12 protein-coding genes and 1 tRNA gene are annotated in these 12,400 nt (G+C 65.3%); 3 read left to right on the forward strand and 10 right to left on the reverse strand.

Translation table 11 applies throughout. The features are described 5' to 3' along the window. Positions 1-9: 9 nt before the first annotated feature. The 6 genes from QX039_RS15870 to QX039_RS15895 all read right to left on the reverse strand — a co-directional run bounded on the left by QX039_RS15870 (position 10) and on the right by QX039_RS15895 (position 7,239). Positions 10-927: an ABC transporter permease gene (locus QX039_RS15870; RefSeq protein ID WP_315737559.1), complete on the reverse strand. Its 918-nt coding sequence runs from the start codon at positions 925-927 to the stop codon at positions 10-12. Then, positions 924-1,865 (reverse strand): ABC transporter permease, encoded by a 942-nt coding sequence (locus tag QX039_RS15875; protein ID WP_315737558.1) that lies wholly within the window; start codon positions 1,863-1,865, stop codon positions 924-926. Before QX039_RS15875 ends, QX039_RS15870 begins: the two co-directional genes overlap by 4 nt. Before the next feature lie 15 nt (positions 1,866-1,880). Further along, positions 1,881-3,482 carry an ABC transporter substrate-binding protein gene (locus QX039_RS15880; protein WP_315737557.1) on the reverse strand — a complete coding sequence of 534 codons (1,602 nt, stop codon included), beginning with the start codon at positions 3,480-3,482 and terminating at the stop codon, positions 1,881-1,883. A 303-nt stretch (positions 3,483-3,785) separates the two neighbouring features. Further along, positions 3,786-4,742, reverse strand: coding sequence for an N-carbamoyl-D-amino-acid hydrolase (locus tag QX039_RS15885; RefSeq protein ID WP_315737556.1), 957 nt, complete (start codon positions 4,740-4,742; stop codon positions 3,786-3,788). A gap of 75 nt (positions 4,743-4,817) precedes the next feature. Next, on the reverse strand, positions 4,818-6,347 hold the full coding sequence (locus QX039_RS15890) for an aldehyde dehydrogenase family protein (RefSeq protein ID WP_315737555.1): 1,530 nt from the start codon (positions 6,345-6,347) through the stop codon (positions 4,818-4,820). A 10-nt stretch (positions 6,348-6,357) separates the two neighbouring features. Then, a complete protein-coding gene (locus QX039_RS15895) occupies positions 6,358-7,239 on the reverse strand; it encodes an NAD(P)-dependent oxidoreductase (protein ID WP_315737554.1) in 882 nt (293 codons plus the stop codon). Positions 7,240-7,347: 108 nt separating this feature from the next. Between QX039_RS15895 and QX039_RS15900 the strand changes: the two genes are divergently transcribed. From QX039_RS15900 to QX039_RS15910, 3 genes are all read left to right on the forward strand, one after another. Next, positions 7,348-8,304, forward strand: coding sequence for a LysR family transcriptional regulator (locus tag QX039_RS15900; protein ID WP_315737553.1), 957 nt, complete (start codon positions 7,348-7,350; stop codon positions 8,302-8,304). 83 nt (positions 8,305-8,387) lie between these two features. After that, positions 8,388-8,711: a hypothetical protein gene (locus QX039_RS15905; protein ID WP_315737552.1), complete on the forward strand. Its 324-nt coding sequence runs from the start codon at positions 8,388-8,390 to the stop codon at positions 8,709-8,711. Positions 8,712-8,852: 141 nt separating this feature from the next. Continuing rightward, on the forward strand, positions 8,853-9,491 hold the full coding sequence (locus QX039_RS15910) for a hypothetical protein (RefSeq protein WP_315737551.1): 639 nt from the start codon (positions 8,853-8,855) through the stop codon (positions 9,489-9,491). Positions 9,492-9,567: 76 nt separating this feature from the next. On the opposite strand, the gene QX039_RS15915 is transcribed toward QX039_RS15910, so the two are convergent. The 4 genes from QX039_RS15915 to QX039_RS15930 all read right to left on the reverse strand — a co-directional run bounded on the left by QX039_RS15915 (position 9,568) and on the right by QX039_RS15930 (position 12,196). After that, positions 9,568-10,035, reverse strand: a complete 468-nt coding sequence (locus QX039_RS15915; RefSeq protein WP_315737550.1) for a hypothetical protein — start codon at positions 10,033-10,035, stop codon at positions 9,568-9,570. 99 nt (positions 10,036-10,134) lie between these two features. Continuing rightward, positions 10,135-10,208, reverse strand: a tRNA-Gly gene (locus QX039_RS15920). Between the two features lie 417 nt (positions 10,209-10,625). Continuing rightward, a complete protein-coding gene (locus QX039_RS15925; RefSeq protein ID WP_315737549.1) occupies positions 10,626-11,246 on the reverse strand; it encodes a TMEM175 family protein in 621 nt (206 codons plus the stop codon). A gap of 158 nt (positions 11,247-11,404) precedes the next feature. Next, entirely contained in the window at positions 11,405-12,196 is a 792-nt protein-coding gene (locus QX039_RS15930; protein WP_315737548.1) for a hypothetical protein, read from the reverse strand. Positions 12,197-12,400: the final 204 nt, after the last annotated feature.

The raw sequence follows: 12,400 nt of genomic DNA on the forward strand, positions 1-12,400 counted from the left end.
CTGCGCTGCTCATGGGTTCTTCGCCATGCGCGGGTCGAGCGCGTCGCGGAGGCCGTCGCCGACGAGATTTACCGCGAGCACCGTCACCGACAGGAACGCCGCCGGGAAGAACACGATGTAGGGCTTGACCTGCCACAGCGCGCGGCCTTCGGCCATGATGTTGCCCCAGGACGGGATGGTCGGCGGCGTGCCGGCGCCGATGAAGGAGAGGATCGCCTCGGTGATCATGGCGCTGGCGCAGATGTAGGTCGCCTGCACCAGCATCGGCGCGGTCGTGTTCGGCAGGATGTGGCGCAGGATGACCATCGGCGTGCGCGTGCCCGAGGCGACGGCGCCATCGACATAGGGCTGCTCTCGCAACGACAGCACGACGCCGCGCACCAGCCGCGCCACGCGCGGGATCTCGGCGATGGTGATGGCGAGGATGACGTTGCCGACGCTGCCGCGCGTCAGCGCCATCAGCGCCACCGCCAGCAAGATCGGCGGGATCGACATCAGCCCGTCCATGCAGCGCATCAGCACGCCGTCGGCCCAGCGCACGAAGCCGGCGACGAGGCCGATGGTCAGCCCGATCAAGGAGGCGCCAAGCGCCACCGCGAGGCCAACCGTGAGCGAGACACGGGTGCCATAGAGCACGCGGGAATAGATGTCGCGGCCGAGCGCATCGGTGCCGAACCAGAAATCCGCCGACGGCAGCCGCGTGCGCTTGGCCGGCGCGATCGCGGTGGGATCGACGGTGAAGAGGAATGGCGCGAACACGCCGATGATGACGAGCAGAAGCAGCAGTGCGCCGCCGATCGCCACCGTCGGATGGTTGCGCAGGAAGCCGATGGCGCCGCGCCGGATCTTCGGCGCAACCATCAGGTCGGGCAGAACAGGCGCGAGGACGAGGCCCGGCGGCGGCGATGTGGATGTCGTGGCGGTCAATAGCGGATCCTCGGGTCGACCAGGGTGTAGGTGATGTCGATCAGGAGATTGACGAGCACGTAGACGAAGCTGAACAGCAGCACGATGCCCTGGATCACCGGATAGTCACGGCGCAGGATGGCATCGATGGTGAGCCGGCCGAGACCAGGGATCGCGAACACGCTCTCGGTGACGACGGCGCCGCCGATCAGAAGCGCGATGCCGATGCCGACCACGGTGACGATCGGCACCGCGGCATTCTTCAGCGCATGAATGAACAGGATGCCGCCCTGCCCCAGCCCCTTGGCGCGGGCGGTGCGGATATAGTCCTGCTGCAGCACCTCGAGCATGGCGGCGCGGGTGATGCGCGCGATCAACGCGATGTAGACGCAGCCGAGCGCGATCGCGGGCAGGATCAGGTTCTGCAGCCACGGCCAGACGCCTTGGGCCAGCGGCGTGTAGCCCTGCACCGGAAGCCAGTCGAACTTCAGCGCGAACACGTAGGCCAGGATGTAGCCGACCACGAACACCGGCACCGAGAAGCCGAACACGGCAAAGGCCATGATGATGCGGTCGATCCAGGTCCCTGCCTTCCACGCAGCGATGACGCCGAGCGGCACCGCGACGATGATGGTGAGGACCAAAGTCACCATCATCAGTGACAAGGTCGGCTCGATCCGCTGGGCGATCAGGGCCGACACCGGCAGGTTGGTGAAGATCGAGGTGCCCAGATCGAAGTGCAGCAGACGCCATACCCAGCTGCCGAACTGGACCAGAAATGGCTGGTCCAGTCCGAGATTGGCGCGGATGCGCTCGACGTCGGCCGGACTCGCCTGGTCGCCTGCAATGACAACGGCCGGATCGCCCGGCGCGATGTACAGCAGGCTGAAGACGAACAGCGCGACGATCGCCATCACCGGCAGCGTCGACAGGACTCGTCGGAGCGCATAAGCGAGCATGAGACGTCTTTCGCTTTACGCCGTCTTCGACACGCCCCAGAACAGCGGGATCGGCCCCTTGGTCACGCCGGAGACGTTCTTGCGCCACGCGGTGTAGCCGAGGAAGAAGCCGGTCGGCGCGAACACGACGTCGTCGAGCGCGGCCTTGTTGATGCGCGCGGCAACCGCCTTCTCCTCGTCGAGCGACTTGGCGGCGAACCAGTTGGTGATCTCCTTTTCCACGGGCTCGCTGGTCGGCCAGCCGAACCAGGCCTTGTCGCCATTGGCGCGCAGCGCGGTGTAGGCGGCCGGGTTGATGCAGTCGGCGCCTGCGTGCCAGGTGTGGAACATGTGCCAGCCGCCTTGCGAAGGCGGCGTCTTCTGCGCGCGGCGGGCGCCGACGGTGCCCCAATCGGTGGCGACGAAGTCGACGGTCATGCCGAGCTTCTTCAGGAGATCAGCGGTAACGTCGCCGAACGCCTTGGTGATCGGCTGGTCCTGCGCGACGACGCAGGTGATCGGCTCACCCTTGTAGCCGGCCTCCTCGAGCAGCTTCTTGGCCGCCGCGAAATCGCGTTTGCCTTTGAGGATGTCGCCGCCCGCCTCGGTATAGAGCGGCGTGTCCGGCGTGAAGAAGCCGGGCAGCGGCTTCCACAGCGCGTTGTCGTCGCCGACCAGCGCGCGCATATAATCTTCCTGGCTCATCGCCATCAGGATCGCCTGGCGCGCCTTCACGTTGTTGAACGGCGCATGCAGGTGGTTCATGCGGAACGAGCCGACATTGCCCAGGGGATCGCCGATGTCGACGCCGATGTTCTTGTTGCCCTTCAGCACCGGCACGAGATCGGTGATCGGGTTCTCCCACCAGTCGACCTCGCCGTTCTGCAACGCGGCGGCCGCGGTCGCGGGATCCGGCATGATCACCCATTCGACGCGATCGACCAGCACCTGCTTGCCGCCGGCGAGCCACACCGGCTTCTCCTGGCGCGGCACGTAGTCGGTGAACTTCTCGAACACGGCCTTGGCGCCCGGCACCCACTCGCCCTTGACGAACTTGAACGGGCCAGAGCCGACATATTCCGCCATCTGCTTGAACGGGTCGGTCTGCGCAATGCGCTCGGGCATGATGAAGGCGCAGGGCGCATTGCCCTTGCCGAGCGCGAACAGCATCTTCGGATAGGGCTGCTTCAACACCCATTTGAAGGTCTTGTCGTCGACGGCCGTGAGTTCGTTCTGCAGCGCCTTCAGCATCAGACCCATCGGATCGCGCGCCGACCAGCGCGTGAGGCTGGCGACGACGTCCTTGGCGAGCACCGGCTCGCCGTCGTGGAATTTCAGGCCGGGACGCAGCTTGAAGGTCCAGGTCAGGCCGTCGTCGGACACCTGCTCGGATTCCACCATCTGGCGCTGCGGCACGAACTGGTCGTCGATGCCGTACAGCGTATCCCACACCATCGCGGCCGCGTTGCGCACGACATATTGCGTGCCCCAGATCGGATCGAAATTGGCGAGATTGGCCTGCGGCACGAAACGCAGCGTCCGTGCGGACGCGCCTTGCGCGATCGCCGGCGCCGCGAACCCCGTCAGCGCCAGGCCACTCGCGCCCGCCAATCCCTTCAATACCGTTCTGCGATCCATGTTCTCTCCTGATGCAACTTGCCTGAGTTCAATTGCCGAAATTGTAAGCAAGGCCCATGCCATGCGCGCGAAGGGGATTCATTTGAACGCAAATGAGGCATGAGGCGCAAGGGCGCAGGTGCCGTAGGGTGGGCAAAGGCGATGCGATAATCCCTCCACGTCCGAGGTCACCGTGGCGCCGTGCCCACCATCGCGCCGCACACTCCGCCGCAAGACGGTGCACACGGCGCCATTGCGGTCTCACATTTGGAAACAGCACGGCTGCGCCTTTGCCCACCCTACGCAGTGTGCCAGCTGGCCGCATCACGGCTTGCGCACCGGCGAGCCATCCGCCATCAGCCGCTCGCCCTTGCGTTCGACGATCATGCCATAGGCTTGCGGCTGGCGGTGGACGTCGAAATTGAAGATCGTCTGCTTATAGGATCTGCACAAATCGAGGTCACAGCGCGCCAGCGCGATCTCGTCGCCCTTGGTGGCGCAGGCCGCCACGATCTCGCCCGAGGGTGCGATGATGCAGCTGCCGGCGATGTGGTCGATGCCCTCCTCGATGCCGCCCTTGGCGACGCCGATCACCCAGGTGCCGTTCTGATAGGCACCGGACTGCATCACCAGGCGGTTGTGGAACAGCGAAAGGTCGTCATGCTCCGGTGCGGGCGGATTGTGCACCGGCGTGTTGTAGCCGATCAGCACCATCTCGACGCCCTGCAGCCCCATCACGCGATAGGTCTCGGGCCAGCGGCGGTCGTTGCAGATCGCCATGCCGATGACGCCGCCAAAGGCGCTGGCGACGCCGAAACTTTTGCCCGGCTCGAAATACCGCTTTTCCAGATGTTGGAACTTGCGCCACGGCTCGTGCTCGGCATGTCCCGGCAGATGCACCTTGCGGTATTTCGAGACGATCGCGCCGGTCTTGTCGACGAGAATGGCCGTGTTGTAGCGGTGCACGATGTCGTCTTCGACCGTCAGCTCGGCGTAACCCAGGCAGAAGCCGATGCGCAGATCCTTTGCGAGCGCGAACAAGGCCTGCGTCTCCGGCCCCGGCATCTCGCGCTCGAAATAGAGGTCGATCTCGGCCTGATCGGCCATGTACCAGCGCGGGAAGAACGTCGTCAGCGCCAGCTCGGGATAGACGATCAGGTCGCAGCCATTGGCGTGCGCCTGCCGCATCAACGCCATCAGTCGCGCAACCACCGCGGTGCGTGTTTCGTTCTTGGCAATCGGGCCGAGCTGACCAATGGCAACGTTGACGAAGCGCGGCATGTTTCCGTTCCTTATTTCGGAACTAAGTGATCGTTCCGTGGCGCGCAGCTCTTGCACCGATCATGCCATGCCGGCTCAATCGCGCAAGCCCGGCGCGTAGCCGAACGCCACGGCCGGCTCGGCCGCGGTCTCGACCCACACGCTCTTCACCTGCGTGTATTCGTAGAGCGCCTCGACGCCGGAGGAGCGGCCATGGCCGCTGTTGTTGTAGCCGCCGAACGGCGAGGCGACGTTGATGGTCTTGTAGGCGTTGATCCAGAACGTCCCGGCCTTGACCTGTGCTGCGACGCGATGCGCGCGCGCGACATCCCTGGTCCACACCGCGCCCGCGAGGCCGAACTCGCTATCATTGGCGATCGCGATCGCCTCCGCCTCGGTGTCGAAGCGGATCGCGGCGACGACCGGACCGAACACCTCCTTGCGCGCGATGCCCATGGCGTTGGTGACGTTCTTGAGCACGGTCGGCTTGACGAAATATCCGCCGTCCTGCGCCACGCCAGTTGCGCCAGCGACGACCTCGGCCCCCTCCGCCGCGCCTTCACGGATCATCGACAGCACGTGATCATATTGCTTGGCGTTGTTGATCGGACCGATCTCGGTGTCCGCCGACAGCGGATCGCCGCATCTGATCTTCGCCGCGCCTTTCGCGACCAGATCGACGAAGCGGTCATAGACCGCGCCCTGCACCAGCAGCCTGGAGCCGGCGACGCAGCTCTGTCCGGCGCCGCCGAAGATCGCGGCCTGCGCGCCGACGGCGGCGCGTTCGAGATCGGCATCGGCGAACACGATGTTGGCGGACTTGCCGCCGAGCTCGAGCACCGACGGCAACAGCCTGCGCGCCGCAGCCTCGCCGATCAGCCGCCCGATCGGTACCGAACCGACGAACACGACCTTCCTGACCGCAGGCTGGCCCAGCGCGGCCTGCCCCGTGGTGTGGCCGAAACCCGCGAGCACGTTGACGACGCCCTTCGGCAGGCCCGCGCGTTCGGCGATGCTTGCCAGCGCCAGCGACGTCAGCGGCGTCAGCTCCGACGGCTTCAGCAGCACCGCATTGCCCATGCTGATGGCGGGCGCGATCTGCCAGCCCGCGGTGAAGATTGGCGCGTTCCACGGCGTGATCTGCAGCACCACGCCCATCGGTTCGCGACGCGTGTAGTTGAGATGGCCTGAAGGCACCGGGATGACGTCGCCGTGGAATTTGTCGGCCCAGCCGGCATAGTACTCGAACATCTCCGCGACCTTGGCGACCTCGCCCCTGGTGTCGCGGATCGGCTTGCCGGCGGACAGCGATTCCAAATGCGCCAGCGGCTCGGCCGCGGCGAGGATCGCCCGTGCCACCGCCTGCATCACGCGGCCGCGGCCCGCGGCGGTCAGATTCGCCCACTCCGCCTGCCCCGCCACAGCAGCTGCCGCTGCCTTGGCCGCCACGTCGGCGCCGGCATCGGCGTAGCTGAACAGCAATCTGCCGGTGGCGGGATCATTCACCGAGACTGTCGCGCCATCGCCGACGATGAGGTCACCGCCGACATGGGAGCCGACGGCCTCCAAGTCAGGCCAGAACGGCAGCGTCGCGGCGCGCAGGCGGGGATCGATGAAATGGGTCATGGCGGCAGGCTCACGGCTTCGCCATCGAACCGAGCCGCAGCTCGACGATGCGGTTGAAATCATCAGTGTCGGCAATGCTGGCGGCGCTGTCCGCCCAGATGCGCGCGGTGTCGGCGGCCATCGGCAGCGACAGTCCGAGCTCACCGATGAGCTGCGCCGCGAGCCTGACGTCCTTGCGCATCAGCTGCATGGTGAAGCCGGAATCGAAGGCGCCGTTGAGAATCCAATTGGGCACGTTGACGAGCGTGACGCCGGAGCGGCCCGAGCCGGCATTCAGACCTTCCAGCAGCCGCTCGGCATCGACGCCCGCCGCATCGGCGATGCGCAGCGCCTCCGCGGCGGTGAGCAGGTGCGCGGCGCAGAGGAGATTGTTGACGATCTTGGCGACGTTGCCGGCGCCGACGCCGCCGACATGGACGCGCTTGGCGCTCATGCGATCCAGCACCGGCATCACACGCGCCAGATCCGCGTCGTCGGCGCCGATCACCATGGTCATCGTGCCGCTCGCCGCGCCCTTCGGTCCGCCGCTGACGGGCGCATCGACGAAGCCCATGCCGCGCGCCTTGAGAAGGGCTGCGAGCCGGCGCGAGGTCTCGGGATGCGAGGTCGAGGTGTCGACGATGATGACACCGGCCCTGGCCTGCGCGAGGATGCCGCCGGCGCCCTCCACGACATCGGCGACGATGCCGGCGGTCGGCAGCGACAGGATGACGATGTCGGCGGCGGCGATCACGCCGCCAATGCCGTCGGCAATCGCGATGCCCTCGGCCGCCAGCGCCGCGCGCGTCGCGGCGAGCGCGTCATAGCCGGTGACGGCAAAGCCGGCGCCCTTCAGCGTCAGCGCCATGCCGCGCCCCATCTTGCCAAGTCCGATGATGCCGATCGCCGTCACGTGGCCTCCTGCCAGGATTTGCCTCGGCAGCGTAGCCGCACCAATCCGGAGCAGACATCAGCGCCCTCCGCCGCTAGTGTTGCCCTGAGGTCAACAGTTTCCGAAGCCATGTCCGCCCTGCTCGATCACCACCGCCTGCACTATCTGCACGAGGCGATCCGCCTCGGCTCGGTACGCGCCGCCGCGGAAGCGCTCGACGTCAACGCGTCGGTGATCAGCCGGCAGATCGCACTGCTGGAGAAGGAGCTCGGCCTGACCCTGCTCGAGCGGCTCAGCCGCGGCATCCGCGCCACCGAGGCCGGCGCGCTGCTGGTCGAGCGCTTCCGACAATGGCAGGCCGACCAGGCCGACACCGTCGCGAAGTTGCGCGAACTGCAGGGCCTCAAGCGCGGCCATGTCGACATCGTGCTCGGTGAGGGTTTCGTCAGCGACCTGATGTCCGGCCCGCTCGGCCGGTTCTGGCAGCGCCATCCCGACCTCACCATGGCGTTCGATCTCGCCGGCACCAACGAGGTCGTCAATGCCGTTGCCGAGGATCGCCATCACATCGGGCTGGTGTTCAATCCGGGCGCCGATCCCCGCATCCGGATCGCCACCGCGAGCCGGCAGCCGCTGTGCGCGATCATGCCGCCGGATCACGCGCTGGCGCGGCTCGGCCGTCCCTTGCGCCTGCGCGAGCTCGCCGACCACCCGCTCGGACTGATGCATCCGAGCTACGGCACGCGCCAGATCGTGGCGATGGCGGAGGCCGCCGAACGTATCGCTCTGTCGCCGAAGCTGACCACCAGCTCGATCAACGTGCTCCGCCACTTCGTCAAGAGCGGCCTCGGCCTGACGCTCTTGCCCGCCTTCTCGATCGCCGCCGATCTTGCCGACGGCTCACTCGCTGCCGTGCCGGTCGACAACCGCCTGCTGGCCTCGAGCGAAGCCTGCGTCATCACCCGGCGCGGCCGCGAGCTGCCGCATGCCGCCGGTCACCTGCTGCGCTTCCTGAGTGGCCAGATGCGGGCGTTCCGGGTCGGCGGAGCCGCCGGCAAGACCAGGACGCGCGGCGCCGGACGTTGATCCGCGCAGATCACCGCGGATCGTTTTCCGTTGCGCTCGCACGTGGGTTGCGATTGGATGTTGCAACCTCGGGAATCGACCTCATGCGCAACGTTCTCGCGATCGCGTTCGGCCTGTGGGCGGCGACAGCGGCCCAGGCCGAGACCTGCCGGTTCATCGGCAACCAGATCCTGTGCGACGACGGGACCTCGGGGCAGCGGATCGGCAACAACACCTATTGGAACGACGGCTCCTCGTCACAGCAGATCGGGCGCTTCACCTACAACAACGACGGCAGTAGCTCGCAGCAGATCGGCAACCACACCTACTACAGCGACGGCACGTCGGCGCATACGATCGGAAACACGACCTATTTCAGCGACGGCAGGACGTGCCGACGGATGGGCAACCGCGTCTCTTGCGACTAGGCGATTCGGCCAATGTGACCGACGCTGCAACGGCTTCTCGGAGCTGGAAATATTTGAAATAAAGGGAATTGAACCCTTGCATCGGGGCACGTCGGCTCCGGTCGACGGTCGTTCAACTGGCGTTTCACGAAGGTAGCCATCATGGAGTTCCGCTTTTCTTCAACGATCGAAGACGAGGCCTCACACGTCCGCTTCCAACTTGGAAATCTCGAATTCTTTCGAACCGAGAAATATGATGTGACCTGGCCAGATGCACTCAAAGCGGAGATCGAGCAAGGTATAGCTCAGTTTTCAGATGAGAGACTGCGCGACGCGATCGTGCGTCACGACTTGCCGGGCGCCAGTTTGGAGCGCGTCGTGCAGCCATGGCGGCGGGTGGAGGATCGATTTGCTTCCGATTTCGTTGCGCAGCTTACGCGACAGTTGCCAAAGGTCGTGCGCGTCCATGTCACCAAGTTTGGTCCGGGCGGGTCGCACAATGGCGCATCGATGGCGCCGCGGTTGGTCGTAAGCTATCCGGAAATGAAGGGATTGGATTTCAACAGCGTTCTCGTCCATGAGTTCATCGAAGTCTTGCTTTGGACAAGGTTCCGCAGCGAAGAAGCCAGACTGGGAAAGAGAGCCGCTCATGCCATCAAGGAAGCTGTCGTCGACAAGTTCTGCTCCTGCGACAACCTGATACCCGTCGTTGGGAGCTACAGAAGACAAGCGAGCTATTCCCAACTGCCTCCGGATTGGGAAGGTTGGCTACCAGCTAAAGGGCTGACGTGGAGTTCGTAGCGACCAGGCCAAATCTAGTGCGGCGTCATGCTGGCTGGCGTTGACGCAGCGGTGGTGACGGCTAACAAGTAAGAGGTCACAGTTCGGGCCGGCAAACAGTCAACCACCCGACGAATTCACTCCACGACCAAACCTTGACCGAAAACCCGGCGCGATGAATTCTTGCGGCGAGCCGGGTTTCGTTTGTTACCAAAACATCAGACTCGTCCGCAGCCGTTGCAGCTATCAGCGCGTCTTCCGCGTGCTTCGTATTTCCTGCCATGTGCGCGACGATTGAGGCGTTGACTGCATTGCGGCCCCAACTGCATTCATCCCACTCTGAAACGTCCCAAATTGCGCCGGTTGTCGATACCTTCCCAGCCAGTCCGTATATCTCCAACAAAGCAGCGCGCTTCGGCTCTGGAGCCAGCGACAGCTCATCGCGCTGAACGTGGGTGCTAACGAGCGTCAATTGACCGTCCGCGATGCGCTCCTGAATCGCTCCGATCACAACCTGATCGGCCGCAACCAGATCATGCACATTACTGTCCAGCATGATTCTCATGGATCAGTGTTCTATTTGAAAATGAATCGTCAGGTAAAATGGTTGCCACCATACTTGCCACCAAAGAGAACCTACCTTTGGCTAAGTGGCTGAAAATACTGGAGCGGGTGAAGGGAATCGAACCCTCGTATTCAGCTTGGAAGGCTGCTGCTCTACCATTGAGCTACACCCGCATCTCGGCGTTCCCTAACATGGTCCGCGGCGGGTCTCAACCTCTTCGGGGCGGGGTTTCGAAGCGGATGGGTCCCGGATCTGGCCTGATGGAACGGCCCGAAGCGATGGCAGCGCGCGACACCGAGACCGCGGCACGCCGGCGGCGGCCCGGTTCCGTAATCTGCCCCCTACCCTCGCCGGCCGGACCGTCCTATATTGGCGTGACCATCAACAACGAAAGGAGGTGATCCAGTGTCTTTCACCAAGCGCTGTCACCTCGCTGGGATCGCCCGCTGAGCGGCTCTTCATGAGCGACGTTTAAGGGCGTGATTCGTCAGCGGATTGCGCCATCGCGGCTTGGCAATGGGGCGGTCTCGGCCCTGGACCAGCGAGTTCAAGAACGGAAGCGCGGCGGGTCTCACGGCTCGCCGCGTTTTTTATGGCACCTCCGCCCGTTCCCCGGCGGACGGTGCCGGGGGCGCCGGCTCACTGCGGACGAACCGCCGCGCCAGGAAGCCGCCGAAGCCGAGCATCCAGAAATACTGCACGTACTCCGGTGCAAGCGCTGCGATCACGATGCCCGGCACGAACACGATGACGGGAAAGATCGCGCCGGCGATCTCGGCATGGCGGCCGCTTGGAAGCGCGAGCCACCACAGCGCGGCGTTCAGCGACGCAATGATCGTCAGATGCAGGCCATAGAGGACGGCCACCGCGCTGCTCAGCCTGTAGCCGCCGTAGAGCCCGTTGGTCACCGGCAGCAGCACGATCGACAACAGGAAGAACAGATTCAGGATGACCACGGGCCGGCCCGCAAACGGCTGCCGGGCCAGCCGCCGGTGGTGGCTGATCCAGAACACGCCGGCGATGATGAAGCTGAGGACCAGCCCGGCGAGACGGCCGGAATAGGTATGCGCCAGGTCGATCCAGCCGGGCATATGCGCGAAATTGGGCTTCGGCAGGTCGTAGGCGAGAAGCGTCATCGCCACACCGAAGATGGTGTTGGACAGCGATTCCAGCCGGCGCATCTCGAACAGGTGGGACTGAGGCTCTGTCATGTCGAATCGGAAGCGACCGCGGCGGGGAACGGAGATGAAGCCTCACGTTCTATAGCAGCTCCGGCGCCGCACCGCCCGACCTCGCTGCCGCCCTTGGGCGGCAGCGGTCACTTCACTCGCCACCCTCCAGACCACAATCGGCGATCGAGCGTCAGCCCTCACCGGCACGCATAGATGTGGCCATCGAAGCCGCGATAGCTGCGCGTCGCCGGGTTGTAGCTGCGGAACTGGACGCAGGCCGGCACACCCGCTGTGCGCAGCCGGGGCTTGTCCTCCGGATGCAGCCGGGCCGCGGTCGGGGTTGCGGCCGCAGGCCTCGCCATCACGATCATCGGCCGGCTGGCGACCATGCGCGATGTCCTGCCGCCATCCTTGACCGCTGCATCCCTGACGGCGACCACAACGGCCTGCGCCTGGGCCGCCTTGCCGGATGACGGCTTGCCCGATGAGGCCCTGGCTGGGGATGGCGTCGTCGCGGGCGGATTGGCCGCGGCCGTCTTGGCAGAGGACGGCTTGGCAGAGGACGGCTTGGTCGCTGCTGCCGCCGTCGACGGCGATTTCACGGACGGCTTGGTCAGGGACGGCTTGCCGGCGACTGGCTCTGCTGCGGCGGCCTTCGGAGCCGCATCCTGCTTGTCCGTAACTGCGGCCTGCTTCGGCTCAGCCGAGGCGGCGGATGTCGTCGCAGCCGCCTCCGCAGCCGCGACAGGCTTGACCTCGGCACTGGCCGAAATGTCGGCGCTGGCAGCCTGGCTCGGAACGGACGGCCCGGGATTGACCGACGCGGTCTTGTCGTCTGCAGGGATCTTGTCCTCGGCAACGGGCGCCTCGGCCGGCTTCTTGATCAGCTTCTTGCATTCCAGCGGGAACACCAGCTCGCCCGACGCCGTCAACCCGATCGGCTCGCATCCGCCGAACGGCCCGCTGTCCTTGCCCTGATCCTTGGCCACCTCGCCTGCGGATGGTGAGGAGCCGCCCGGCTCGGCGCTTCGCGCAAGCGAAACGCCAACTGCAATCTGAAATAGAACAACGCCGCACAACAATCCGGCCCGGCCGGCCTTCCGCCCCAATGTACGCATGACACGCTCGCTCGACGCATGAACTCCGACAAGGCCATCACGCCATTGAGGCAAGTCTGTGAAGGCAAGCCGCGG

Origin of the sequence: Bradyrhizobium sp. SZCCHNR1043 (assembly GCF_032489675.1) — a bacterium.
GTDB lineage: Bacteria > Pseudomonadota > Alphaproteobacteria > Rhizobiales > Xanthobacteraceae > Bradyrhizobium.